Here is a 24,753-nt window from a genome sequence, read left to right on the forward strand (position 1 = left end):
CCATGAAAAAGCTGACCAACGCCACCGGCGCGCCGGTGGTCGACAACCTCAATATCCAGACCGCCGGCCCTCGTGGGCCGGCACTTTTACAAGACATCTGGTTGCTGGAAAAACTCGCCCACTTCGACCGCGAACTGATCCCCGAGCGACGCATGCACGCCAAGGGGGCGGGCGCCTACGGCACGTTCACCGTCACCCATGACATCAGCCGCTACACCAAGGCCAGTATTTTCAGCGCCGTGGGCAAGGAAACGCCGCTGTTCGTGCGCTTCTCCTCGGTAGCCGGCGAGCGTGGCGCGGCGGATGCCGAGCGCGACATCCGTGGTTTCGCGGTGAAGTTCTATACCGACGAAGGCAACTGGGACATTGTCGGCAACAACACGCCGGTATTTTTCTTCCGCGACCCGCTGCGTTTCTCCGACCTCAACCACGTGGTCAAGCGCGACCCGCGCACCGGCCTGCGTAACGCCACCAGCAACTGGGATTTCTGGACCCTGCTGCCCGAGGCGCTGCACCAGGTGACCATCGTGATGAGCGATCGCGGGATTCCTACCAGCTTCCGTCATATGCACGGCTTCGGCAGTCATACCTTCAGCCTGATCGACCGCGACAACAAACGCGTTTGGGTGAAGTTTCATTTTGTCTGCCAGCAGGGGATCGAAAACCTCTCGGACGCCGAGGCAGAAGCCGTGGTCGGCAAGGATCGCGAAAGCAATCTGCGGGACTTGTACGAAGTCATCGAGCAGGGCAACTTTCCGCGCTGGAAACTGTGCATTCAGGTGATGGAAGAACAGCAGGCGATCAACTACCGGCACAACCCGTTCGACCTGACCAAGGTCTGGCCGCACGGCGAGTTTCCACTGATTGAAGTGGGCATCATGGAGCTCAATCGCAACGCCGAAAACCACTTCGCCGAGATCGAGCAAGCGGCGTTCTCGCCCGCCAACGTGGTGCCGGGCGTGAGCTTCTCGCCGGACCGCATGCTCCAGGCGCGGCTGTTTTCCTACGGCGATGCCCAGCGTTATCGTCTGGGGGTGAACTTCAACCACATTCCGGTTAACGCCCCGCGTTGCCCGGCCCACAGTTACCATCGCGACGGCGCCATGCGCACGGACGGCAACCTGGGTGGCACCGCCAGCTATTTCCCGAACAGCGTCGGCGAGTGGCAGGATTCGCCGGAACTGGCCGAGCCACCGCTGCCCCTGGAAGGTTTTGCGCAACACTATGATCATCGGCTGGAGGAGGATCATTACGAGCAGCCGGGCAATCTGTTTCGTTTGCTGGACCCGGTGCGTAAACAGTTGCTGTTCGACAATACCGCGCGGGCCATGAACGGCGTGCCGCAGGCGATTCGTCAGCGCCATATCGACAATTGCACCAAGGCTGATCCGGCGTACGGGTTTGGCGTGGCCGAGGCGTTGGAACGGTTGGTGCCGTTGGTTTAATAAAGCAGGATCGCAGGCTTGAGCGGCGGCTACAGGGTTATGCACATACCTGCAGCCGCTGGCGAAGTCTGCGATCTTTTGCTGTCGAGCCCGCGCACGGCGCGGCAACGCCACGCAAACGGATTGATACCTTCGCTGCGGGTGAAGATGTGGCAGAAGTGCGCCTGGTCACAGAAGCCGCATTCGAGGCTGATCTGGGTCAGGCTGAGGTCGGTGCTCTGGATCAGTTGCTTGGCGCGGGCGATGCGCTGCTGGCGAATCCAGTCCTGGGGCGAGAGGCCGGTGCTGCACTTGAAGGCGCGGGAGAAATGGCTGCGCGAGAGCGCGCAGGCGCGGGCCAGTTCGGTCACTTCTATGGTTTCCCCCAGACGTTCGAGGATCAGTTGCTTGGCCAGGCTTTCGCGCCACGGGGTCAGGCCGCCCGTGTTCTTCCTTGGCGTTTCAGTGACGGTCGCGCGAGCGACGTTTTGCTGAGAATGAGCCATGACAAATGTCCGTGTCGGTTGAGCGTCATTCTTGGGCGCGAGCGCTCTGGCAGGCGAGTTAAACGTTGTTAATTTCGTCTGTGCGCCGTTAAGGACAACCGTGCCAACTCAGCACATTGCTGCAATTTTCAGGACGCGGGGACCGTGCATGATTGATGTCATGTGGCGGACCCGGGCAGGGCCGCTTTTGCGATTCGATCAAGGGTGAAGGCATGAAACATTCTCTGATTTGCGCGTTGGGCCTCGCGATGGCGCTGGCGTCCGGCGTTTCCTCGGCTCAGGCACCGGCACAGGTGGGTTCGCAAGTGCCCGGCTACTTCCGATTGGCCGTAGGCGATTTTGAGGTGACCGCACTGTTTGATGGTTACAACGACCTGTCGCCCAAGCTGCTCAAGGGCTTGACCCAAAGCCAGATTCGCGCGCTGCTGGCTCGTCGCTCGATTGAAACGCCGGGCGTGCAGACCGCGTTCAACGCCTTTCTGATCAACACCGGCAAGCAATTGATCCTGGTGGATACCGGCGCCGGTCAATGCATCGGTGCGACGGCGGGCATGCTCTCGGACAACATGAAAGCCGCCGGCTATGAGCCTTCGCAGGTCGACACGATCCTGTTGACTCACCTGCACCTGGACCATGTCTGCGGACTGGTCGACGGCCAGCAGAAGCCGGTGTTTGCCAACGCCACGGTCTACGCCGCGAAGGCAGAAGCCGATTACTGGCTCGATCCCCAGGCCCTCGCCAAGGCCCCCGAGGGTGCCAAACCGTATTTCAAAATCGCCCAGGATTCCACGGCACCGTACGTCGCGGCAGGTCGCTTTAAAACGTTCGATGCCGGTCAGTCGCCTGTGCCGGGCGTCGAAGCCACGCTGGAAGCCGGACACACACCGGGCAGTACCACGTACCGTTTTACTTCCCAGGGGCAGAGCATCCTGTTCATGGGCGATCTGGTGCATAACCTTGCGGTGCAGTTCTCGCACCCGGAAGTCTCGATCGGATTTGACGTCAACAGTCAGCAGGCGATCAAAAGCCGCGCCAAAGTTTTCAGCGATGCCGCTGCGAGCAAGACCTGGGTGACGGCGGCGCACTTGCCGTTCCCGGGTATCGGTCACATCGCGGCAGAGGGCAAGCACTTCCAGTGGGTGCCGGTCGAATACGGCCCCTACAAACGAGCGGCGAAAGTCCCGCTGATCGAGTAAAGTCCGATGCCCTCCCAAGGAAACCGTGCCTATGAACCGTAACGATCTGCGTCGCGTCGACATGAACCTGTTGGTGATTTTCGAGGCGTTGATGTTCGAAAAGAACCTGACTCGCGTCGCCGAAAAACTGTTCATGGGGCAACCGGCGGTGAGTGCCGCGTTGGGACGGCTGCGGGATTTGTTCGACGATCCGTTGTTGCTGCGCAACGGTCGCGGTATGGAGCCGACCGGGCGGGCGCTGGCCATTCTCAAGGAGTTGCAGCCGGCGATGGATGTCATTTCCGGAGCGGTCAGCCGGGCGAAGGAATTCGATCCGACGACAAGTTGCGATGTGTTTCGCATTGGTCTGTCGGACGATGCCGAGTTTGGCTTGTTTCCGCCGTTGTTGCGGCAACTGCAGGAAGAGGCGCCGGGGATCGTTGTTGTGGTGCGTCGCGCCAACTATCTGCTGATGCCGGCGTTGCTGGCCTCGGGGGAGATTTCTGTGGGGGTGAGTTACACCACGGATTTGCCGGCGAATGCCAAGTGCAAGAAGTTGCGGGACATTCCGTGCAAGGTGCTGCGCGGTGATAAACGGCCGGGAACGCTGACGCTTGACGAGTACTGCGAACGGCCTCATGCGATGGTGTCGTTCTCGGGTGATTTGAGCGGCAATATCGATCTGGATCTGGCCAAGATCGGGCGGAGTCGGCGGGTGGTGTTGGGGGTGCCGCAGTTCAGTGGGTTGCGGGCGTTGCTGGCCGGGACCGAGATGGTTGCCACTGTGCCGGATTATGCGGCGTGTGCGTTGGTTGAAGGGTGTGGCTTGCGTGCCGAGGATCCGCCGTTTCCGATTGAGGCGGCGCAGTTGTCGATGGCCTGGAGCGGGGTGCATGACAATGATCCGGCGGAGCGGTGGTTGCGGTCTCGGATCAGTGAGTTCATGTCCAGGCCTTTGCCGATTGCGGGTTGAACGTGGCGGCCTTTGGGCCGACCAGGTTCTGGCTGATTGAGTACATATCCATTTCTGCGGTAACGGCGGCTGGCGGTTTCGCCCTTACGGCGACTCACTTTTTTTTCAAACGCCAAAAAAAAGTAAGCAAAAAAAGGCTCGCCCCGAGCGTCCGGCCCCTCGCTGAGGCTCGGCGTTCCTTCGCTCCGGTATTCATCCGGGGACACTGCCCTCCGGTCTGCTTCGCGACGACCTACATGCAGCGTGTTCGACTGCGTCGAACGGCGCTGCGCGCCACTCCCCGGATGAACACCTCCACTCAGCCTCCCGAAGGGGCGGGTGGATCAAGATCAAGAGCGCAAGGCGAGCTAACGCTCGGCCTCGTGGTTTGGTGGGTGGGGGGCGCTGATTCATTGCGTGGGATGGCGGCCTGACAGCCGACCCGATTTCCGCTGATGCCCCCGATCCCTGTGGGAGCTGGCCTGCCGGCGATGGCGGTATGCCAGTCAATATCACGCTCAATGACCCATCGCATTCGCGGGGGGATGAGCGACGGCATTCAAAAAGAGCACGTACATTCAATTTTCTCCGCCCCCACACCGGCACTATCAAACGAGTTTCCGGCGCATTGACGCCGTTGGTTTTTCATTTGTGCAGGTAACCCATGAACGTTTCGCAATGGGATGAACGGGTCCAGGACGTCGGGCTGTTTTTTTTGCGGGTCAGCGGTGGTCTGTTTTTGCTGTGGGTGCATGGTCTGCCGAAGCTGCTTAACTACAGCGCTCAGCTGCAAGTCATCGAAGACCCTTTTCACCTGGGCGCGAATGTCACGCTAATGATGGCGATTTTTGCCGAGGTGTTGTGTCCGCTGCTGATCATCTTCGGGGTGTTGGTGCGTCTGGCGTGCCTGCCGATTCTGTGTGTGTTGTGGGTCGCGTTGCTGGTTGTGCACCCGCAATGGAGCCTCGATGAAGGGCAGTTCGGCTGGCTGCTGTTGATTCTGTTCACCAGCATTCTTATCGCCGGGCCGGGACGGCTGGCGCTCAATGTCCGATTTGCCGGAGCTTTGCGTTATGCCTGAATCCAATCGTTTCGAAGAAGTCGTGACCCTGGTCATCAAGCACCGGGTCAAGGCCGGTTTTGAAGTGCCCTATGAAGCCTGGTTGCGCAACATCGTCAGCATTGCCGGGCAGCAGGAAGGGCACTTGGGCGTGGATGTGATGCGCGGCAAGAACGCCGGCCTCGACATGTACACCTGCGTGCTGCGCTTTTGCTCCACCGACGCGATGCAGCGCTGGCTCGATTCGCCGCAACGGCTGGAGCTGGTCAACGAAGCCACGCCAATGCTCGCCGATGGCGACCAGACCGAGGTCAACCCGGTCAATGAGTTCTGGTTCGCGCCCCAGGCTGAAACCGGTTCACCGCCGCCTCGCTGGAAGCAGGCGGTGGTGACGTTGTTGGTGATTCTGCCGCACACCTTGCTGGTGCCGCTGATCTGGGGTCCGCTGCTGCGGCTCAACGCATTTTTGTCCAATTACGTGGTCGCCACGTTCCTGATCACGCTGACCATCGTCGTCTCGGTGGTGTACATGTTCATGCCGATGGCGACGCGGTTGTTCGCGCCTTGGCTGTCCTCTTCCACTCAGCCCAAGGAAACGCGATGAACGCCGATCTGATTCTATTCAATGGCCAATTTCATACCGTTGACCGTCAAAACCCGCTCGCCAGTGCCGTGGCCATCAGCGACGGTCGCTTCGTCGCGGTCGGTACCGACGCCGAAGCCATGGCCCTGCGCGGTTCCGGCACCCAGGTCATCGACCTCAAGGGCCGCTGCGTCATTCCCGGTCTCAACGATTCGCACCTGCACCTGATCCGTGGTGGTTTGAATTACAACCTCGAACTGCGCTGGGAAGGCGTGCCGTCGCTGGCCGACGCCTTGCGCATGCTCAAGGATCAGGCTGACCGCACGCCGACGCCGCAATGGGTACGCGTGGTGGGTGGCTGGAACGAATTCCAGTTCGCCGAAAAGCGCATGCCGACCCTGGAAGAACTCAACCAGGCCGCGCCGGATACGCCGGTGTTCGTGCTGCATCTGTATGACCGCGCCTTGCTCAACCGCGCTGCCTTGCGCGTGGCCGGCTATACCCGCAACACGCCGAACCCGCCGGGTGGCGAGATCGTGCGCGACAGCAACGGCGAGCCGACCGGCATGCTGGTCGCGCGACCGAACGCGATGATTTTGTACTCGACCCTGGCCAAAGGGCCGAAGCTGCCGCTGGAATACCAGGTCAACTCGACCCGGCAATTCATGCGCGAACTCAACCGTCTCGGCCTGACCAGCGCCATCGACGCTGGCGGTGGTTTCCAGAATTATCCGGACGATTACCAGGTGATCGAGCAGTTGGCGAAGGACCAGCAACTGACCATCCGCATTGCCTACAACCTGTTCACCCAGAAGCCCAAGGAAGAACTGGCCGACTTCAAGAACTGGACCAGCAGCGTCACCCTGCACCAGGGCGACGATTACCTGCGGCACAACGGCGCCGGGGAAATGCTGGTGTTCTCGGCGGCGGATTTCGAGGACTTCCTCGAGCCGCGTCCGGACCTGCCGCAAACCATGGAAGACGAACTGGAGCCAGTGGTCCGCCACTTGGTCGAGCAGCGTTGGCCGTTCCGTTTGCACGCCACCTACAACGAATCCATCAGCCGCATGCTCGACGTGTTCGAGAAGGTCAACCGCGACATTCCGTTCAACGGCTTGCCATGGTTTTTCGATCACGCCGAAACCATCACTCCACAGAATATCGAGCGGGTGAGGGCGTTGGGCGGCGGCATTGCGATTCAGGATCGCATGGCGTTCCAGGGCGAATATTTTGTCGAGCGTTACGGCGCCAAGGCGGCCGAAGCGACGCCGCCGATCAAGCGCATGCTGGCCGAAGGTGTACCGGTCGGCGCCGGCACCGACGCGACGCGAGTGTCCAGTTACAACCCCTGGACCTCGTTGTACTGGATGGTCAGCGGTCGAACCGTTGGTGGCCTGGAGCTGCACGCCGAGGGATTGTCCCGTCAAACCGCGCTGGAACTGTTCACCCACGGCAGCGCCTGGTTCTCTTCCGAGCAGGGCAAGAAAGGCATGATCAAGGTCGGCCAACTGGCTGACGTCGCGGCCCTGAGCGCAGATTTTTTCAGTGTCGACGAAGAAGCGATCAAGTGGATCGAATCGGTGTTGACCGTGGTCGGCGGCAAGGTGGTGTACGCCGCCGGTGATTTCGAAAAACTCGGCCCGGCCAGTGTGCCGGTGCTGCCGGACTGGTCACCGGTGGTGAAGGTGCCGGGTCATTGGCGCCCGACGTCGCCGATGCAGGCGCAGGTTCACCATTGCAGCGGGCCGTGCGGCGTGCATGCCCACAGCCATGAAAAGGCGCGTTTGTCGAATGCGCCGGTCAGCGATTTCGCGGGTTTCTGGGGCGCCTTTGGCTGCTCGTGCTTTGCGTTCTGACGATCACAAGAAAGCGCCGATGCAGCGGTGTCGGCGCCTGATGTAACACCCATCCATCGAGGAGCTTCACATGAGCAACGTTCCGTACAAACGCCTGAACAAAGACGATGCGGTTGTCCTGTTGGTCGACCATCAGACCGGTCTGATCTCGCTGGTTCAGGACTTCTCGCCGAACGAATTCAAGAACAACGTGTTGGCCCTGGGTGACGTGGCCAAGTTCTTCAAACTGCCGACCATCCTCACCACCAGCTTCGAAAACGGCCCGAACGGCCCGATGGTTCCGGAATTGAAAGAGCAGTTCCCGGACGCACCGTACATCCCGCGTCCAGGCCAGATCAACGCCTGGGACAACGAAGACTTCGTCAAGGCCGTCAAAGCCACTGGCCGCAAGCAACTGATCATCGCCGGTGTGGTGACTGACGTTTGCGTGACCTTCCCGACGCTGTCGGCGCTGGCCGAAGGGTTTGAAGTGTTCGTGGTGACCGACGCTTCGGGCACCTTCAACGAAACCGTGCAACAGGCCGCCTGGGCGCGCATGGCGGCGGCCGGTGCTCAACTGGTCAACTGGTTCTCGGTGGCGTGCGAGCTGCAGGGCGACTGGCGCAACGACATGGAAGGCCTGGCGAACCTGCTGTCGCCGCGCATTCCAAACTACCGCAATCTGATGAACAGCTATTCGGTGCTCACCTCGAAGTAAGCCGACCGGCCATGAAAAATACCCGCCAATGTGCGGGTATTTTTTTGTCTTAATGAGCCCTTCTGTGGCGAGGGAGCTTGCTCCCGCTTGAGTGCGAAGCACTCATAAACAGGGGCCGCTTCGCAGCCCGGCGGGAGCAAGCTTCCTCGCCTCAAAAAGGCCCCTCGATACAGTCAGGCTTGTTGGCGTTTCTGCAGCCAGCTCAGGAATCCGCCTTTCTTGATTTGCACCGGTTTGGCCAGCAACGCCAACCGGCTGTTCTGCTGCCTTACCGCCTGTAACTTGTTCAACGCCCGACCCACTTCAACCCGTTGTTCCATGCAGCTACGGGTCAGGGATTTGTCGATCCGGTAAATGATGCACGAAGTCAGCGTGGTGAACGTCGCCTGCGACGGCGTATCGGTAAGGATGCTCTGTTCGCCCATCACTTCGCTCGGCCCCATGCGACCGGCTTCGGTTTGCCCTGTACCGTCGGGAACGGTGGCGCTGACCACACCCGTGGCAATGACCATCAGACTGTCCGGCACTTCACCCAACGCCAGCACCACCTGACCGGCCGCGTACTGCTGCGCAACCATCGACTGCGCCATCTGATCGCGTTCCTCTTCACTCAAGGAACGGAAAACTTTCACCTCATCCAGCAACGCCCGTGCGCGCGTTGTCGGTTCGATCACGCCGTCGAGCTGACGGGAAATGCCCGCCGCTTCGAGGTGCCGATGGGCCAGGTCGAACAGTTGATTACGCACTTCGCTTTTCTTGCCAAGCTCGGCGATGAAGCCGCTGGCCACGTATTCGGACATGGTTTCGCCGGCCTCTTTCAGCACCGCTTTCGGTGCCGGGTTGAGTAACAACTGGCTGCTGCCCTGAAGCGTACGATCCAGTGCATCCAGGACCCGACGCGGGCGAATGTGGTTGGGCACCTGAATGCTGATCGACACGCCATGCATGTTGTTCGGCCGGCTCAGGTTGACGATTTTCGCCTTGGCCGCCACCGAGTTCGGCACCACCGCCGTACTGCCGGCGCTGGTCAGCATGTGGGTAGCGCGCCAGTCGATGTCGAGCACTTTGCCCTCGACGCCGTCGATCATGATCCAGTCATCCACCTGATACGGCTTGGTGGTGTTGAGCACGATCCCGGAAAACACGTCGCTCAAGGTGCTTTGCAAGGCCAGGCCGACGACGATTGCCACCACCCCGGACGTTGCCAGCAAACCTTTCACCGGCAGTTCCAGCACGTAGCCGGCCGCGGCGACGATGGCGATCAGAAACACCAGTGCGCCGATGACGTCCTGCAGCAAGCGACCGCTGTGACCGATGCGGCGCATCAGCACCAGGCCGATGACTTCGGTGAGCACCCGGGCGGCGTACAACCACCAGAGAATCCCCAGTGCCGTGGCACCCAGTTGCACCACGCGGTCATCTGCAAACAGCGGCGCCTGCAAGGGGCTGACGCCGGCATTGATGATGAGCGCGCTGAACATCACGAACAGGGCCAGGCGCACACCGACCCGTGTGACGCGATGCTTGAACGGCGCGAGGTGCCAGAGCACGGCGTCGATGACCAGCAGCAGGACGCTCCAGGAGAGCAGGTGACCGAGAAGAAGGGACATGGGACAACTCCGGCGGGAATGAGGGTGTTGATCGCAGGCAAACTAATTGTGGCGAGGGAGCTTGCTCCCGCTGGGCGGCGAAGCGGCCCCAAAATCTTCGCAACGATGCAAGTTTTGTGAGTGCTGCGCACTCAAGCGGGAGCAAGCTCCCTCGCCACAAAAACAGCTTCGCCACACATTTTTGTGTGGCGAAGGCTGTGGACTCAGTTCAGATGCGTCTTGAGTTCCAGCGCTGCCTGACGCACAGCCGCTTTCACTTCCGGAATCTGGCTCAGCGGATTGAGCAAACCGAAGTCGTGAATCATCCCGTTGTAGCGCACCGCCGTGACCGGTACCCCGGCTGCGTCGAGGTGGCGGGCATAGGCTTCGCCTTCGTCACGCAACACGTCGAATTCGGCGGTCTGCACCAACGCTGCCGGCAAGCCTTTGAGCTGTTCGGCATTGGCCTGCAACGGTGAGGCATGGATCTGTGCACGCTCGGCCTGGTCGGTGGTGTAGTTGTCCCAGAACCAGTTCATCATGCCTTTGGTCAGGAAGTGGCCCTCGGCAAATTGCTGGTACGAGCCGGTATCGAACTGTGCGTTGGTCACCGGCCACATCAACAGCTGGAAGCGCAGTGCCGGGGCTTTCTGTTCCTTGGCCATCAACGCCACGACTGCCGCCATGTTGCCGCCGACACTGTTGCCGGCTACGGCGAGGCGCTTGCCATCGACGCCGATGTCCTTGCCATGTTCAGCCACCCAGCGGGTCGCGGCATAGGCCTGGTTGATCGCGGTCGGGTAGTGCGCTTCCGGCGACGGCGTGTAATCGACATACACCGCAACGGCGCCGGAGCCGACCACCAAGTCATGAATCAAGCGTTGGTGAGTCGGGTAATCGCCCAGCACCCAACCGCCGCCGTGGAAGAACATGAACACCGGCAACTCACCTTTGACCTTGGCTGGCCGTACGATTTTCAGGTTGATGGTTTGACCATCGACCTTGATCGCACGATCGCTGACGTCCACACCCGACAGATCAACCTTCACCGAGTTTTGCGCACCGGTGAGCACCGCACGGGCGTCTTTCGGACTCAGTTGCTCGAGCGGCTTGCCACCACCGGCAGCGAGGGCTTCGAGGAAGGCTTGAGTGTTGTGTTCGACGCCGGGGCTGCCAGCGGCAAAAGCGTTGCCGACGGAGAGGGCGAGGAGGGACACGGTCAGGGCTTTTTTGACGAGGTTCATGAGGAAATCCTTTTTAATTGATTAGAGGTTGGTCACCTAAGGTTCGGGTTGCTGCTGCGCCGGGATCCAGACCTCAGCAACACCGTGGACACAGATTAATGGGATGCCGAAAAGGGAAAAAGCAGCTATAAAGCGTTTAACTGTCAACCAGAGTGTGACAATGAACCCGTTCGAAGATATGCGTATTTTTTGCCAGGTCATGGACTCCGGCAGTTTCACCGCTGCGGCCGATCAGTTGGGACTGTCCAAGCAGTTCGTCAGCCGGCGTTTGATGCAACTGGAAGAGCGCCTCGGCGTAAGGCTGCTTAACCGTTCCACACGACGGCTGGACGTCACGCCGCTGGGCCAGAGTTACTACGAGTCCGCGTTGCGCCTGCTCGGCGAAGTCGAACAGGTCGAGCAGGGCATCGCCGGCCAGACCACTGAACCGCGCGGCACCATTCGCGTGAGTGCGCCGTTGTCGTTTGCGCTGGCGCATCTGGGCTGCCTGCTACCGTTGTTCTTGCAGCGCTATCGCGATGTCACGGTGGAAGTGGACTTGAGTGATCGCCCGGTGGATTTGCTCGGCGAGGGTTACGACCTGGCGTTGCGCATCGGCACCCTCGAAGACTCGACGCTGATCGCCCGACGCATCGCGTCCATCCAGCGGGTGTATTGCGCCAGCCCGGCTTACCTGGCCGAGCGTGGTACGCCGCTCAAACCTGAAGACTTGCACGCGCATGACTGCCTGCCGTACGGCCACGGGCGTCAGGTGCAATGGCGTTTTGAAGGGCAGGGCAAGCCGCTGGCGGTCAATGTCACCGGGCGGATGCGCGTCAATAACGGGGAGTTGCTCAAGGATGCGGCCATTGCCGGGATGGGGGTTACTTACCTGCCGACGTTTATTGTCGGGGCGGCATTGAAGGATGGACGGCTGGTGCCGGTGCTGGATGAGTTTCGCCCGGAGCCCCTGACGTTGTCGGCGGTGTATCCGCAGCATCGCCAGAGTTCGCGACCAGTGCAGGCGTTGGTCGAGTTTTTGCGTGAGCGGCTGGATCAGACCGAGGGTGGTCTGTAGAGGGAGGGTTCGCACACTCCCTGTGGGAGCCGGGCATGCCCGACTCCCACAGGGATTTGTGGTGAACCTTTTCTCAATGGCGGTCAGGACCTTTTGTCATCCCCCGGCTCGCCACCGACATGCACACCATGGTCATCGCCGATCTCGCCAGCACGATGAACTCCATGGTCATCACCAATTTCACCGGAGCGGTGAACGCCGTGGTCATCGCCAATTTCGCCGGCATGATGAACGCCACGGTTATGGCCAATTTCACCCGCGTGATGAACGCCGTGATCGTCTCCCGGCTCGGCATGGGTGCCATTGCGGCCGGATGAGGCCGTATTGCCAGAGTGTCCCGAACCATGATCACTGCCGCTGTTGCCGCCGCTGCCGCTTCCACCATGGCCGCCGCTGTTGCCGCCGCCCCCGCTTCCGCCGTGGCCACCGCCAGAGCCGCCGTGGCCACCGCCAGAGCCGCCGTGACCACCACCGCCACCGCCACCGCCACCGCCACCGCTGCCGCCACCACCGCCACCACCACTGCCGCCGCCACCTCCACTCCCGCCGTCCTTGGCCTGTGCGCTCGATACTCCGGACAGGCTGTCCGGAATCAATACGGTCGACGCCGACAAAACTGCGCCAATCGCTACTGCCAGTAAAAGCTTGTTGATGTGCATGTCGTTCTCCGTCTTCTTATTCAGATTGGAGCGTTGATGAACAATGCAACGTGCTGCTCGATTCAGTGGGTGAACACCGCAACGTCCAGATTTATTCAGTTGTACCGTCGACGAGCGATGAGCGGTACAACCCGGTCCTGCTCCCGAGGCTAGTGAATGCTTGAGGCCAGCTCGAAAATCGGGATGTACATCAGGATCACGATGACCCCGATCAGCAGACCGATGAAGGTCATGAGCAAGGGTTCAAACAACCGCACGAACCATTCGATCCAGCGGCTGATTTCTTCGTCGTAGAAATCGGCGCTGCGCTCCATCATCTGCCCGAGGTTGCCGGACTGCTCGCCGGCGCGCAGCAAGCGCAGGGATACCGGAGTGACAAGGTGATTGAGCTCCAGCGCGGCGGACAGCGATTGGCCTTCGCGCACCCGTTCGCAGGCCTGGTCGAGGCGCACGCGGGAGGCGACGGTGAGCAGGCCGCGGACCATGCCCATGGCCGTGACAAGGGGGATGCCGCCCTGCAGCAGAATCCCCAGCGAGCGGTAGAAGCGCGCCAGTTCGTACATGAAGATGCGTTGATGGACCGCCGGGAGTTTTTCGATCACCCGGTCCACACCCCGGCGAAAGGCCGGTTGGCGCTGGAGGAAGGCGAGGGCGACGACGATTGCCGCCAATGTGCCGAAGAATTCGCCCTGATGAGCATGCAGGAACATTCCGCTGCTCATCAGCACTTGCGACAGCCACGGCAGGTTGTTGCCCAGCCCTTCGAACACCAGGCTGAAGCGCGGCACCACATAGCCCATCAGAAACAACACCACGCCACCGCCCACCACCAGCAACAGCATGGGGTAGATCGACGCGCTGACGATCTTCTGTCGAACCTCGTCCATGCGCTGGCGATAGCTGACGTAACGGCCCAGGGCATCGCCCACGGCGCCGGTCTTCTCGCTGGACTGCACCAGCGCAACATAGAGAGGAGGGAACACTGCCGACAACTGAGCCAACGCCTGGGAAAACGATTTGCCCTCGTACAGCAGGCGCACCAGTTCGCTCAAGGTCTTGCGGGCCTGTGGCGCGGTTTCTTTTTCCGCGAGACTTTCCAGCGCATCGATCAACGGCAGGCCCGCATTGAGCAACGTGGTCAGTTCCTGGCTGAACAACACCAGGTTGAAGGTCTCGCGCTTGTGCAATCGCAACGCGCGCCAATGGCGCTCGGCGTGCAGGCTGACCACTCGCAGCCCCTGGTCTTCGACCATGCGCCGGGCTTCGCTGTCGCCTTGGGCCTCGATGGTCATCGCGACCACGCCAGCCTTGCCGACCGCCTTGAGATGAAAGCGCATGGTCGCCTCCCGTCATTGCCAACTGGTGACTTCGGCGTTTTCGCCTTCACCGCCGGGCTGGCCGTCCTTGCCCATGGACAGCAAATCGTATTCGCCGTTTTCGCCGGGGTAGCGATAGGTGTAGTTACGGCCCCAAGGATCCTGCGGCAATTTTTTCTGCAGGTACGGGCCGGTCCAACGGGTCTCGTCGCTGGGCGCGGTGACCAGCGCCTGCAACCCCTGTTCGGTCGATGGGTAATGACCGACCTCCAGACGGTACAAATCCAGCGCTTTGCCCAGGCCTTCGATTTGCGCCTTGGCCACCTTCACTTCGGAGCGACCCAACTGGGCGAAATACTTCGGCGCGACGATGCCGGCCAATAACCCGAGCACCACCAGCACCACCAACAGTTCGAGCAGGGTGAACCCGCGCTGGGCTCGCGGTGAACAGTGAAGCGGGGCACAACACAGACGCTGATTCATGATGACCTCACACAGTCGGCAGAAGGGTCGCCATACCGCTCATGCAATTGCCATGCTCACCACCGGACTACCTTCTGCAACCCCTGAATTACCGGCCTTCGCGCATTCGGCACAGTGCTTGCGTACGGCTGGTTCACTACCGGCCATTGGGGCATTAGCCCCATTTTTCGGGGCCGGTCAGGGGAGACAAAAAATGAAAACACTCACCACTGGACTGCTCGGCTGTGTGCTGCTGGCAGGTACAGCTCAGGCCGATGTGTTCGTTTCCGTGGACAGCAAGGGCAGCTACGTTTTGTCCAATGTCCACCGTCCCGGTCGTACCTATGAACGGGTGATTCACGAGCCTGAATCGTCACTGGTCAGCTTCGATCAACAGCCGCAGATGATTGCCCGGCAACCCTATGCCGAGCTGGTGTCGGCAGCCGCCACGGCCAATGAATTGCCGGCGGCGCTGTTGCATGCAGTGATCCAGGCCGAGTCCGCCTACGACGCCCGTGCGCGGTCGGCCAAAGGGGCGGGAGGGCTGATGCAATTGATGCCCGAGACCGCCCGGGAGATGGGCGTGACCAACGTCTACGACCCCAAGGCCAACATCCAGGGCGGGGCCAAATACCTCAAGCGCCTGATGACCCTGTTCGACAACGACATCGCCCTCGCCGTGGCGGCCTACAACGCCGGCCCGCAAGCGGTGCTGAGCCGTGGCGGGGTGATCCCGCCGTTCGCCGAAACCCAGCGTTATGTGCCGAGCGTGCTGCGCCAATATCGCCGCTTGCAGGGCCTGGCCGTGGATGCGCCGCTGTGATTGGCGAACGTGGGGAACCTTGCCCCAACACTGGGGCATGGTGGCCCCGGCGGGAAAGTGGGGAATGGGTGGGGAATATCCCCCGAGTTATCAAGTCGTTTATGTAACCTGATGAAAAACAACAACAATATTTATGGCATGCGGATTGCTCAAGGGGATTTGTCGAGAATTATTCCCTGTGAGCACCCACAGCGAGGCCCGCGATCATGACCGGCATGCACCACGCTCCGTCCTTGTTAAAAATGCTGCTGTTGATGGCGTCTATGCTGGGCGTCGAGATGGCCGAAGCCGCCTTGCGCTGCGAGCGCAATCTGGTGGCGAATGTCGTGGCGCTGGATCAGCCGCTGATGTTCAACCGCCTCGGCGCACAGAACGCCAACGGCATGATGTTCGCCCTGCGTCGAGACGTGGCCGATGACCATGACATGTCCCTGGCCCAAGGCGGTGCGGCCGTACCGGGCAAAGTCTCGCTGCGGCCCGACAAGCGTCCGCGCCCGTTGGTGCTGCGGGTGGCTGCCGGTGATTGCCTGACCATCAATCTGCAGAACCTGCTTGCCTACCAGGCCAATCCCGGCAGCCACGACAACGGGGAGGAGGGCGAGATTGAGGGAGAGGTAAACATCGGCGCTGCAGAGAACTTCAAAGTCGATGAGCAGGTCACCGACCGCCACGTCGGCTTCCAGGTCAACGGGATGCAGGCAGTCAACAGCATCGATGACATCGCGTCCTTTACCGGACGCAATGCCAACACCTTGATCCCGCCGGGTGCAACCCGCTCCTACACCTTGTACGCCGAGCGCGAAGGTGCCTTCGCCGCCAGCAGCCGCGGTGCAACGTTCGGTGGCGAGGGCGATGCGGGGAACGTCGCCAACGGCCTGTTCGGCCAAGTGGTGGTGGTGCCCAAGGGCGGCCGCACCTATCGCAATACAGTGACCGAAGAGGAAATGCGCCTGGCCAGCAGCGGTCGCACCCCGGCCGGTCAACCCATTGTCGATTACCAGGCTCGCTACCCGCAGCGCGAACCGTGGATTCGTGAAGGCAAGGCCGGCACGCCGATCATCAGCATGGTCGACGGCAATGAAATCATCTCCAGCGAAAGCGATGCGATCGTGATGGGCAGCAACGCCGACGGCAGCTTCCCGCCGTCGACCTATCCGCTGGAAGCCATTGGCAAGCGCAACCCGGCGCTGCCCAACCGGCTGGAACCTTTCCGCGATTTCGCTTCGCAGTTCCAGGATGAGACCGCTGCGACCCAGGCATTCCCCGCCTATTGGGCAGACCCGGTCATGGCTCACGTGCTGGAGCCGACCCGCGACTCGTTCATGATCAACTACGGCTCCGGCGGCATGGGCGCCGAGGTGGTCGCCAACCGACTGGGCGTCGGGCCGATGCACGACTGCCTGTCCTGTGCCTATGAAGAATTTTTCCTCAGTTCACACACCGTCGGCGACGTAGCGATGCTGGTGGACGTACCGGCCAACGCCGGTCTGGAAGGCATTCTCCCCGGTCAAGTGCCGAGCGCCGATCAGGTCGGGGTCAAGGCGACCATGGCGCTGTATCCGTCCGAGCCGTCCAACGTCAACCACAGCTACATCGGCGACTTCGTCAAATTCCGCAACACCCACAACGGTCACGAGCAGCACATCTTCCACCTGCACGGTCATCAGTGGCTGTTCAACCCCAACGATGACAACTCCGACTATGTGGATGCCCAAGGCATCGGTCCGGGGGCCGGCTACACCTATGAAATCGCCAACGGCGGTTCGGGCAACCGCAACCGTGTTGCGGGCGATGCGATCTATCACTGCCACTTCTACCCGCACTTCGCCCAGGGCATGTGGAGCATGTGGCGAGTGCACGACGTGTTTGAAGAGGGCACCAAACTGGAAGTTTCCCAGCAAGGCGCCGACGGTTTTCACAGCGAACCTTACGCACTGCGCAGCGGCAAACCGGCCGCTGGTGCCCGGGCCTTGCCCGATGGCGAGATCGTTGCCGGGACACCGATTCCAGCGGTCGTGCCGTTGCCGGGCAAAGCCATGGCGCCGATGCCGGGCAAAGTCGCGGTGGTGCCTAAAATCGGCGAGACCCTCGTCGCCGGCAATGACGACGATGATGAAGACGACGGTGAACACCATGGCGGCAACGGTGGCCCGCAAGCCATCGGTTCCCTGGCACTGGTGGATCGCAGCGAGGCCAACCGCAATGCCGATGGCAGCCTGAAAAACCCGGGTTATCCATTCTGGATCGGTGGCATGGAAAGTTCGGTCGGCCAACGTCCGCCGACCCCACCGCTGGACATGCTCGACGCCACCAAGGCGCAGGCCTTGAAGACCAGTGGCAATGCCTTGTGGGCGAATCTCGACCCGGCTCAGTCCGGTGGTTGGGATGGCGGTCTGGGGCGTCACTCCCTCGACGGGTTCTCTGCCGGTGGCGTGGCGCACACCGTGACCACATCCCTGGATTTCTCCAAGGAGGTGACCCGCGCCAAACCGATTTACATGCCGGAAGAGGGCACCGAAGTCGAACAGGCTGCCATGGCCTTCCACGCCAAAAAAGACCACCCGAGCTTTGCCCTACTGCCCGGCAACCAAATCGTTGCGCGCAACTTCCGCACCAACGGCGCCTTGCCGATGGCGGGTGCGCCTTACTACGAACCGTGCATGGACGACCGGCAAAAACGCCTGACCAGCAGCGCCGGCACTGGCGAGTTCAATAGCGGCGAGCGAATCGACGGCATGTCCTACACCGGTGCCTCGACCTTCACCGCCGACCGCCCACGCGTCTACAAAGCGGCAAACATCCAGTTCGACGCGGTCTACAACAAGGTCGGCTACCACTTCCCGCAGGCGCGCATCCTGGCGCTGTGGGAAGACGCCTGGCCGGTGATCACCAAGCAGCGTCCGCCAGAACCGCTGGTGATGCGCATGAACACCTTCGACTGCGTCCAGTACCAGCAAACCAACCTGGTGCCGGCCATCTATGAGATGGATGACTATCAGGTGCGCACGCCGACCGACGTGATCGGCCAGCACATTCACCTGCCGAAGTGGGACCTGACGGCCGCCGACGGCTCGGCCAACGGCTGGAACTACGAAGACGGCGTGCTTTCCCCCGGTGCTGTGCAGGAGCGTATCCACGCCATTCGCGAGTTCAACCAATGCACGGGCAGCGACCCGCGTGAGGGCACACCTGCCTGTCCGAAGGCTAAAAACCACCCGTACTTCGGTCAGTTCGGCCGGGCTGACTGGGTCGGCGCGCGCACGGCGATGCAGCGCTGGTTTGTCGATCCGGTGGTGAACGCCAAAGGGGTCGACCGTGGGCTGGGGACCATCTTCACCCACGACCACCTCGGCCCATCGACTCACCAACAGATTGGACTGTACGCCACCGTGCTGGCTGAACCGGCCGGTTCCACCTGGTTCCACGCCGAAACCGGCGAGCCGTTGTACAGCGGCGCGCGGCAGGATGGCGGGCCGACGTCGTGGCAAGCGGTGGTGTCCACCGGCGACCTGGACGGCGATGGCAAGAACGACAGTTTCCGCGAATTCTTCCTCGAATACAGCGACTTCCAGCACGCCTATGAAGCCGGTGTGTACGTCGGCGCCGGCCCGAATGGCGTACCGAACCCGCAAGCGTTCCCGGCCACCGCGGACAGTTTCCGCTACGCGATCAACCCGCCGGTGCGCAAGGAAGCCGAGACGCTGCTTGAGCAAGTGGTCGAAGCCCGTGGGGGCTTGATGCCAGGCTGTCCAAGCCGGCCTTGCCCACAAGCCATCTCGGTCGATGACCCGGGCATGTTTGTGGTCAATTACCGCAACGAACCACTGGCCCTGCGAGTGTATGACCCGAACAAGGTCGGCCCGGACGGCAAGCGCGGCATGCAGGCGGACGGCCTCGGTGGCGACCTGGCGTATGCCATGCAAAGCCGCACCGACCGTGCGATCCCGGCGATGAACCTGGCACCGGACCTCATTACCGCTGCCACCGGCCCGACCGGCGGCACCACTCAGTTCCCGCCGCACATCAACCGTGGCGGCGCCGAACCGGGCGATCCGTTTACCCCGATGCTGCGCACCTACACCGGTGACAACGTGCGGCTGCGGGTGCATGCCGGTGGCCACGAAGAAGAGCACAACGTGACCCTGCACGGCGTGAAGTGGCTGCAAAGCGGCTCGGGATTCGGCAACAGCTCCAACTCCGGCTGGCGCTCGTCGCAGATGATCGGGATCTCCGAGCAGATGGGCTTCATCGCGCCCGTCTCGATGCTCTCCAGTTCGGCGGCGACCACAGGTGATTACCTGTACTCGATGGACGCTTCTCTGGAAGGCTATTGGAGCGGGATCTGGGGCGTGATGCGCAACTACACGGCCCAGCGCAGCGATCTGTTCGCGCTGCCGAATAACCCGAAACCGGCCGGGATGCGCAACACAGTGGCGTTCGAAGGTTCCTGCCCACGGTACAGCGCCAACCCCAACGGCATCGGTACACGGCCAACCGTGCAACGCAAGTATGAAGTGGTCGCGGCACTGGCGAACGATATTCTCGGCAACCCGCTGGGCCTGACCATCGGCGATCCGGCCGGGCTCGCTCAACACGTCGGTGGGGCGTTGAACCCGGCAGGCGGCACCCTGGTGTTCAACTCACGCCCAGTGAGCATTCCTCAGGTGACAGTGAACGACCCCGAAGACGGAACGACCTTCACCATCGGCGGGCAAAACGGGCCGTTGCATGACCCGACGGCAATCCTCTATGTGCGCAAGGGCGACCTTGACCCGATCACCGGAAAGCTCAACCCCGGTGTGCCTGTCGAACCGCTGGTGCTGCGCGCGACGGCAGGGGACTGCATCAACATCACCCTGGAAAACCGTCTGCCCCTGGTCATGCCAGACCTGACCCAGACGGCGTCGGTGATGGGCATGGTCAAGCGAGACCGCAACAATGGCGAAGGCTCTACCACCTTCAGCAACAACCTGATGCGGCCGTCCAGCCATGTCGGTCTGCACGCGCAGCTGTTGGCGTACGACATCACCAAGTCCGACGGCACCAACGTCGGCACCAACCCGATCCAGACCGTGCCACCACGCGTCGGCACCGTTGGTGCGTACCCGACGCGTACCTATCAGTACTACGCCGGGCACCTGGAACGTGAAGGCAAGCCGATCACGCAGCTGGGTCGCAGTGTCGACAACATCAACGCTACGGCAGTGGAATTTGGCGGGTTGAATTTCACTCCGGCAGATGTGATCAAGCAGCCGCAAAAAGGCCTGGGAGGTGCAATGAGCGTCCTGCCGGTCGGCGCCACCTGGGTTGAGGATGCGCGCAAGGTGAACGCGACCGTCACTGCGCCCGCACAGACTACCTACCGCGACTTTGCGATGGTCTGGCAGAAGGCATTGAATATGCGCTGGGCCAATGGGCGTCCGGTGGAAGGCATTGCCTCGGAGGCCGGGGTACCGACCGATCCGCAGGACAATTCCAGCATGGCCATCAACTACAAGACCGAGCCGATGTGGTTCCGCTTCGGCCTGCCACCGGATGCGCCGTTCGGTCACGCCGACGGCCATGGTTATGGTGACGTGCCCAACGCCCACATGGCCTACAGCAATGCGCTGGTGGGGGGCGATCCGCAGACACCGGTGCTGTATGTGAAACCGGGGCAACCGTTCCGCACGCACATCCTGATGCCTACCGGTGGCAGCCGCGGCACGACCTTCCAGCTCGACGGGCACGTCTGGTCGGTCAACCCGTTCCAGTCGGAGAAGAGCGACACCGGGGGTTACCCGATGAGTTCGCCGGGCGTGGGTTCGGTGCGGTTCGGCTACAACCCGATGTCGATGTACATCGGCGCCCACGAAAGCATCCTGCCAGCGGCGCACTTCAGCTTCATGCACCCGAGCGCCGGGGGCAGCAACGCGATACCGGGCGATTACCTGTTCCGCGATTACGCCGCCTACGGCAACACCGCCGGGTTGTGGGGATTGCTGCGAGTGACCAACGAACCCGAACCGGCACCGACGCCGTAGTTGCGAGACATAGTGTGGCAAGGGAGCAAGCTCCCTCGCCACAGGACCGGTGTGACGCGTAACTGAGGGGAGATGCGTTATGAATAGAACAATCAAGGTCGCCAGCGGTGTGTTGATTGTCGCAATAGCGCTGGTCTGGCTCGGCGTCTGGCGCACGACACCGCAGACCCTGCTCACCGAAGTGGCGCTGCCGGACACCTGGAGTGGCCAGACGCTGCAGCGCGATGGTGTGTCGGTCGCGCTGGAAGTACGGCCATTGGCCGAGGACGGCGTGTTGCGCGAAGGCGAATTTGCCGACGTACGCTTCCGGGTCAGTGACAGTGCGTCGGGTCAACCGCTGTCGGGCGTCAATCCCGGTGCCTGGCTGGACCCGGAAACCGTCGCCGCCGATCAGGCCCAGGGCCGGGAGCAGAGCTGCAAATCCCGGGTCGGGGTCTTCCTCAAATCCAGCATCGGCGCGCGGCCGCTGCTCGACCTCAACAGTTATTTCCTTTTGGTGATGAACCGCGACGCCAGCGTTTCGGTGGTCGATCCTTCGGTTTCGGTGGGTGGCATCACCAGCACCATGGCGCGCATCGACCTCAAGCAACCGCCAATGGATTGGGTCACCACCCGAGACAACAAACGTGTGTTCATCTCCATGCCCACTGCCGGCGAAGTGGCGGTGATCGACAGCGAGCAATTCAAGTTGATCGACTCGGTCACCGCCGGCAGCCACCCGGTGCGCGTGGCATTGCAACCGGACGAGCGCCTGCTGTGGGTCGGCAATAACGCATCGAAGGCTGAGGAGTCCGGGGTCACGGTGATCGACCCCCAGAGCCTGAAGGCCCTGAAGCACCTGGCCACTGGTAGCGGGCACCACGAAATTGCCTTCAGCACGGACAGCCGTTTCGCCTTCGTCAGCAACCGTGACGACGGAACGCTGAGCATCATCGACATCGCCAGCCTGACAATCAGCAAAAAACTTCAAACCGGCTCCAACCCGCTGTCGGTGGTCTATTCGCCGCTGTCCCAGGCGGTGTATGTCGCTGACGGCAAGGACGGCACCGTCACCGTCGTAGATGGCGCCAGCCTTGATGTGCGCCGGGTGATCAAAACCAGGCAGGGCCTGGGCCCGATGGGTTTCAGCGCAGACGGTCGTTTTGGCATCGTGCTCAACACGCTGGAGAACCAGGCTGCCGTGATCGACGCCGGCACCGACGCGCTGATCCATGAGCTGGACGTATCCGCCGAACCCTACCAGGTGGTGTTCACCAAGGCCTACGCCTACGTGCGCGGCCTGGCCTCGGCCAAAGTCACCATGATCAACCTGTCGTCGCTGGGCGAGGGCCGTGTGCCGATCAGCCAAGGCTTCGACGCCGGGCCGCAGGCGCCACGACTGGCCGGCGATTTGCCCCTGGCTTCGAGTCTCGCGGTGTCGCGTGATGACAACGCAGTGTTCGTGGTCAATCCGGTGGACAACACCACTTATTTCTACGCCGAAGGCATGAACGCGCCGATGTCCGGTTACCCCAATCGCGGGCAGGTGGCGCGGGCGGCCCTGGTCATCGACCGCAGCCTGCGCGAAGTCGAGCCGGGGCTGTACAGCGCGCGTATCAGGCTGCCAGACGCAGGCCGGTTGGATGTGGCGTTTCTGCTGAATCAGCCAAACATCATCCACTGCTTCACCGCACTGGTAGAGCCGGATACACGCCTTGCCAAGCTCCCCGGCGCACCGACAGTCGAATTCATGCTCGACACGTCCACCGCTGTCCTCGACCGTCCTTACACCGTGCGCTTCCGCATCGTTCAAGGCCAGCAGAAGGCACAGCGCAGTGGCCTGAAGGATGTTCAGGTGCGCTACTTCCGCGCCCCGACTTCGCGCGCCCGGGCAGTCGCCGCCCTTGAGATCGGCAACGGGGTCTATGAAGCGCCAGTGAACCTCGACCAGCAGGGCGCCTGGTACCTGCATGTGCGCGCCGCATCCCTGGGCGCGAGTTTCGACAACAAGACTTTTGCCAGCGTTCGGGTCCTGCCCGGCGATGCCCACTGAAGAGGAAATCGACATGAACCGATTCGCACACCGTGGACTGCTGACGTTCTGCCTGTTGGCCGCCGGTATCGGGCAAGCCCTGGCACACTCGGCGGATGAACACGCCGGTCACGACATGCCGGCCAAAGACGCCAGCTCGGAAAGTGCCCAGGTCAAATTCGCCGACGTGGCGCTGGTGGACCAGAACGGTCAGCCGGTGCGTCTGGAAAAAGACCTGGTGGACAACAAAATCGTGGTCATGAGTTTCATCTACACCAGCTGCACCACGGTGTGCCCGGTGGTGTCGTCGATCATGGGCAAAGTGCAGAAACAGCTGGGTGCGCGGGTGGGCGCCGAGGTGCAACTGGTGTCGATCAGCATCGACCCGCAGCGCGATGACGCCAAGCGTCTGAACGACTACGCCCGCGCCTTCCAGAACGGTCCGGGCTGGAGCTGGCTGACCGGCAGTTCGCAATCGATCAACGCCACCCTCAAGGGCCTCGGCAACTTCAGCGGTGACTTCAAAAACCATCAACCGCTGATCCTCGTCGGCGACGGCAATAGCCGCCACTGGACGCGCTATTACGGCTTCACCGACCCGGTCGTGCTGACCCGTGAAGTGGAAAAACTCAGCGGCCAGCGCAACGCGCACGCCAAGCACACCGCCATCGCCATGGAGCATCAGCCATGAGAACCCTCGACTGGGTCACCCTGATGGTGTGCTTCTGGATTTTCAGCGCGATGGCGTTCGCTCACGAAGGCCACGAAGAACCTGCGCCTGCGGTGGCTGCCGTACAACCTGCAAGCGGTACGCGGGATGCGAAAACCTGGTTCACCGACACACCGTTGCAGGACCAGAACGGCGAAACCCTGCGTTTCTACAGCGATGCCTTGCAAAACCGCGTCGTGCTGCTGAACGTGATTTTCACCCGTTGCGATGATGCCTGCCCGCTGATCACCCGCAAGCTCAAGGAAGTGCGTGAGTTGCTGGGCGACAAGGCGGACGGCATCACCTTTATCTCCCTTACCAGTGATCCGCTGCGGGACACCCCGGCGGTACTCAAGGCTTACACCTTGAAACAGGGCGTCGATGGGCCCCACTGGCTTTTTCTCACCGGTGACAAGGCGCAAATGGACCTGGTGCTCGGACGCATCGGTCAGATCGTGCCGACCCCCGAGCAACATTCCACCCAACTGATCGTGGGTGACGTGGCCAACAAGCGCTGGAGCAAAATTCGTCCCGATGCCCCGGCCGCCGCCATTGCCCAGCGCTTGCAGTTGCTGACAATGCCTGTGGCCGGCCGCTGAGCCTGCGC

The 24,753-nt window shown here is 61.8% G+C and carries 19 protein-coding genes; 13 read left to right on the plus strand and 6 right to left on the minus strand.

The window, feature by feature from the left end; all coding sequences use genetic code 11:
- The first annotated feature begins 2 nt into the window (after nucleotides 1-2).
- The gene (locus B723_RS17465; protein WP_144425245.1) at nucleotides 3-1,445 is read left to right on the plus strand and encodes a catalase; all 1,443 of its coding nucleotides are present in this window, start codon (nucleotides 3-5) and stop codon (nucleotides 1,443-1,445) included.
- Between the two features lie 29 nt (nucleotides 1,446-1,474).
- Here B723_RS17465 and B723_RS17470 read toward each other — a convergent pair whose 3' ends face one another.
- A complete protein-coding gene (locus tag B723_RS17470; protein WP_017337929.1) occupies nucleotides 1,475-1,930 on the minus strand; it encodes a helix-turn-helix domain-containing protein in 456 nt (151 codons plus the stop codon).
- 212 nt (nucleotides 1,931-2,142) lie between these two features.
- Between B723_RS17470 and B723_RS17475 the strand changes: the two genes are divergently transcribed.
- The 6 genes from B723_RS17475 to ycaC all read left to right on the plus strand — a co-directional run bounded on the left by B723_RS17475 (nucleotide 2,143) and on the right by ycaC (nucleotide 8,253).
- Nucleotides 2,143-3,126: an MBL fold metallo-hydrolase gene (locus B723_RS17475; RefSeq protein WP_017337930.1), complete on the plus strand. Its 984-nt coding sequence runs from the start codon at nucleotides 2,143-2,145 to the stop codon at nucleotides 3,124-3,126.
- Between the two features lie 31 nt (nucleotides 3,127-3,157).
- Nucleotides 3,158-4,078 carry a LysR family transcriptional regulator gene (locus B723_RS17480; RefSeq protein WP_017337931.1) on the plus strand — a complete coding sequence of 307 codons (921 nt, stop codon included), beginning with the start codon at nucleotides 3,158-3,160 and terminating at the stop codon, nucleotides 4,076-4,078.
- A gap of 643 nt (nucleotides 4,079-4,721) precedes the next feature.
- Nucleotides 4,722-5,138 carry a DoxX family protein gene (locus B723_RS17485; RefSeq protein WP_017337932.1) on the plus strand — a complete coding sequence of 139 codons (417 nt, stop codon included), beginning with the start codon at nucleotides 4,722-4,724 and terminating at the stop codon, nucleotides 5,136-5,138.
- On the plus strand, nucleotides 5,131-5,721 hold the full coding sequence (locus B723_RS17490) for an antibiotic biosynthesis monooxygenase (RefSeq protein ID WP_017337933.1): 591 nt from the start codon (nucleotides 5,131-5,133) through the stop codon (nucleotides 5,719-5,721). Before B723_RS17485 ends, B723_RS17490 begins: the two co-directional genes overlap by 8 nt.
- Nucleotides 5,718-7,556, plus strand: a complete 1,839-nt coding sequence (locus B723_RS17495) for an amidohydrolase (RefSeq protein WP_017337934.1) — start codon at nucleotides 5,718-5,720, stop codon at nucleotides 7,554-7,556. Before B723_RS17490 ends, B723_RS17495 begins: the two co-directional genes overlap by 4 nt.
- Nucleotides 7,557-7,626: 70 nt before the next feature.
- Nucleotides 7,627-8,253 carry an isochorismate family cysteine hydrolase YcaC gene (gene ycaC / locus B723_RS17500; protein WP_008032694.1) on the plus strand — a complete coding sequence of 209 codons (627 nt, stop codon included), beginning with the start codon at nucleotides 7,627-7,629 and terminating at the stop codon, nucleotides 8,251-8,253.
- 173 nt (nucleotides 8,254-8,426) lie between these two features.
- Here the strand turns inward: ycaC and B723_RS17505 are convergent, their stop codons facing one another.
- Nucleotides 8,427-9,863 (minus strand): mechanosensitive ion channel family protein, encoded by a 1,437-nt coding sequence (locus B723_RS17505; RefSeq protein ID WP_017337935.1) that lies wholly within the window; start codon nucleotides 9,861-9,863, stop codon nucleotides 8,427-8,429.
- 203 nt (nucleotides 9,864-10,066) lie between these two features.
- Entirely contained in the window at nucleotides 10,067-11,086 is a 1,020-nt protein-coding gene (locus tag B723_RS17510) for an alpha/beta hydrolase (RefSeq protein ID WP_017337936.1), read from the minus strand.
- Between the two features lie 160 nt (nucleotides 11,087-11,246).
- Here B723_RS17510 and B723_RS17515 point away from each other — a divergent pair, with 160 nt between their 5' ends.
- Nucleotides 11,247-12,143: a LysR family transcriptional regulator gene (locus B723_RS17515; RefSeq protein ID WP_017337937.1), complete on the plus strand. Its 897-nt coding sequence runs from the start codon at nucleotides 11,247-11,249 to the stop codon at nucleotides 12,141-12,143.
- A gap of 83 nt (nucleotides 12,144-12,226) precedes the next feature.
- On the opposite strand, the gene B723_RS33685 is transcribed toward B723_RS17515, so the two are convergent.
- The 3 genes from B723_RS33685 to gspG form a co-directional block, all read right to left on the minus strand.
- Entirely contained in the window at nucleotides 12,227-12,802 is a 576-nt protein-coding gene (locus B723_RS33685) for a hypothetical protein (protein WP_080995127.1), read from the minus strand.
- A 149-nt stretch (nucleotides 12,803-12,951) separates the two neighbouring features.
- Nucleotides 12,952-14,139, minus strand: a complete 1,188-nt coding sequence (locus tag B723_RS17525; RefSeq protein ID WP_017337939.1) for a type II secretion system F family protein — start codon at nucleotides 14,137-14,139, stop codon at nucleotides 12,952-12,954.
- 12 nt (nucleotides 14,140-14,151) lie between these two features.
- A complete protein-coding gene (gspG, locus tag B723_RS17530) occupies nucleotides 14,152-14,601 on the minus strand; it encodes a type II secretion system major pseudopilin GspG (protein ID WP_017337940.1) in 450 nt (149 codons plus the stop codon).
- 193 nt (nucleotides 14,602-14,794) lie between these two features.
- On the opposite strand from gspG, the gene B723_RS17535 reads away from it, so the two are divergent.
- The 5 genes from B723_RS17535 to B723_RS17555 all read left to right on the plus strand — a co-directional run bounded on the left by B723_RS17535 (nucleotide 14,795) and on the right by B723_RS17555 (nucleotide 24,745).
- Nucleotides 14,795-15,403 (plus strand): lytic transglycosylase domain-containing protein, encoded by a 609-nt coding sequence (locus B723_RS17535; RefSeq protein WP_017337941.1) that lies wholly within the window; start codon nucleotides 14,795-14,797, stop codon nucleotides 15,401-15,403.
- 206 nt (nucleotides 15,404-15,609) lie between these two features.
- Nucleotides 15,610-21,426 (plus strand): manganese-oxidizing multicopper oxidase MnxG, encoded by a 5,817-nt coding sequence (gene mnxG / locus B723_RS17540; RefSeq protein WP_017337942.1) that lies wholly within the window; start codon nucleotides 15,610-15,612, stop codon nucleotides 21,424-21,426.
- Between the two features lie 79 nt (nucleotides 21,427-21,505).
- Nucleotides 21,506-23,458, plus strand: coding sequence for a YncE family protein (locus B723_RS17545; protein ID WP_017337943.1), 1,953 nt, complete (start codon nucleotides 21,506-21,508; stop codon nucleotides 23,456-23,458).
- 13 nt (nucleotides 23,459-23,471) lie between these two features.
- Entirely contained in the window at nucleotides 23,472-24,128 is a 657-nt protein-coding gene (locus B723_RS17550; protein ID WP_017337944.1) for an SCO family protein, read from the plus strand.
- Nucleotides 24,125-24,745 carry an SCO family protein gene (locus tag B723_RS17555; RefSeq protein ID WP_017337945.1) on the plus strand — a complete coding sequence of 207 codons (621 nt, stop codon included), beginning with the start codon at nucleotides 24,125-24,127 and terminating at the stop codon, nucleotides 24,743-24,745. Before B723_RS17550 ends, B723_RS17555 begins: the two co-directional genes overlap by 4 nt.
- The last annotated feature ends 8 nt before the right edge of the window (nucleotides 24,746-24,753 follow it).

The organism is Pseudomonas fluorescens NCIMB 11764, assembly GCF_000293885.2.
In the GTDB taxonomy this organism is placed as follows: domain Bacteria; phylum Pseudomonadota; class Gammaproteobacteria; order Pseudomonadales; family Pseudomonadaceae; genus Aquipseudomonas; species Aquipseudomonas fluorescens_B.

What these genes read in the sequence shown, in the direction of transcription:
- B723_RS17470 (WP_017337929.1), bottom strand. Translation starts at nt 1,930, where the DNA reads ATGGCTCATTCTCAGCAAAACGTCGCTCGCGCGACCGTCACTGAAACG.
- mnxG (WP_017337942.1), top strand. Translation starts at nt 15,610, where the DNA reads ATGACCGGCATGCACCACGCTCCGTCCTTGTTAAAAATGCTGCTGTTG.
- B723_RS17545 (WP_017337943.1), top strand. Translation starts at nt 21,506, where the DNA reads ATGAATAGAACAATCAAGGTCGCCAGCGGTGTGTTGATTGTCGCAATA.
- B723_RS17550 (WP_017337944.1), top strand. Translation starts at nt 23,472, where the DNA reads ATGAACCGATTCGCACACCGTGGACTGCTGACGTTCTGCCTGTTGGCC.
- B723_RS17490 (WP_017337933.1), top strand. Translation starts at nt 5,131, where the DNA reads ATGCCTGAATCCAATCGTTTCGAAGAAGTCGTGACCCTGGTCATCAAG.
- B723_RS17485 (WP_017337932.1), top strand. Translation starts at nt 4,722, where the DNA reads ATGAACGTTTCGCAATGGGATGAACGGGTCCAGGACGTCGGGCTGTTT.
- B723_RS17495 (WP_017337934.1), top strand. Translation starts at nt 5,718, where the DNA reads ATGAACGCCGATCTGATTCTATTCAATGGCCAATTTCATACCGTTGAC.
- B723_RS17465 (WP_144425245.1), top strand. Translation starts at nt 3, where the DNA reads ATGAAAAAGCTGACCAACGCCACCGGCGCGCCGGTGGTCGACAACCTC.
- B723_RS17510 (WP_017337936.1), bottom strand. Translation starts at nt 11,086, where the DNA reads ATGAACCTCGTCAAAAAAGCCCTGACCGTGTCCCTCCTCGCCCTCTCC.
- B723_RS17505 (WP_017337935.1), bottom strand. Translation starts at nt 9,863, where the DNA reads ATGTCCCTTCTTCTCGGTCACCTGCTCTCCTGGAGCGTCCTGCTGCTG.
- B723_RS17475 (WP_017337930.1), top strand. Translation starts at nt 2,143, where the DNA reads ATGAAACATTCTCTGATTTGCGCGTTGGGCCTCGCGATGGCGCTGGCG.
- B723_RS17555 (WP_017337945.1), top strand. Translation starts at nt 24,125, where the DNA reads ATGAGAACCCTCGACTGGGTCACCCTGATGGTGTGCTTCTGGATTTTC.
- B723_RS17515 (WP_017337937.1), top strand. Translation starts at nt 11,247, where the DNA reads ATGAACCCGTTCGAAGATATGCGTATTTTTTGCCAGGTCATGGACTCC.
- gspG (WP_017337940.1), bottom strand. Translation starts at nt 14,601, where the DNA reads ATGAATCAGCGTCTGTGTTGTGCCCCGCTTCACTGTTCACCGCGAGCC.
- B723_RS17525 (WP_017337939.1), bottom strand. Translation starts at nt 14,139, where the DNA reads ATGCGCTTTCATCTCAAGGCGGTCGGCAAGGCTGGCGTGGTCGCGATG.
- B723_RS17480 (WP_017337931.1), top strand. Translation starts at nt 3,158, where the DNA reads ATGAACCGTAACGATCTGCGTCGCGTCGACATGAACCTGTTGGTGATT.
- ycaC (WP_008032694.1), top strand. Translation starts at nt 7,627, where the DNA reads ATGAGCAACGTTCCGTACAAACGCCTGAACAAAGACGATGCGGTTGTC.
- B723_RS17535 (WP_017337941.1), top strand. Translation starts at nt 14,795, where the DNA reads ATGAAAACACTCACCACTGGACTGCTCGGCTGTGTGCTGCTGGCAGGT.
- B723_RS33685 (WP_080995127.1), bottom strand. Translation starts at nt 12,802, where the DNA reads ATGCACATCAACAAGCTTTTACTGGCAGTAGCGATTGGCGCAGTTTTG.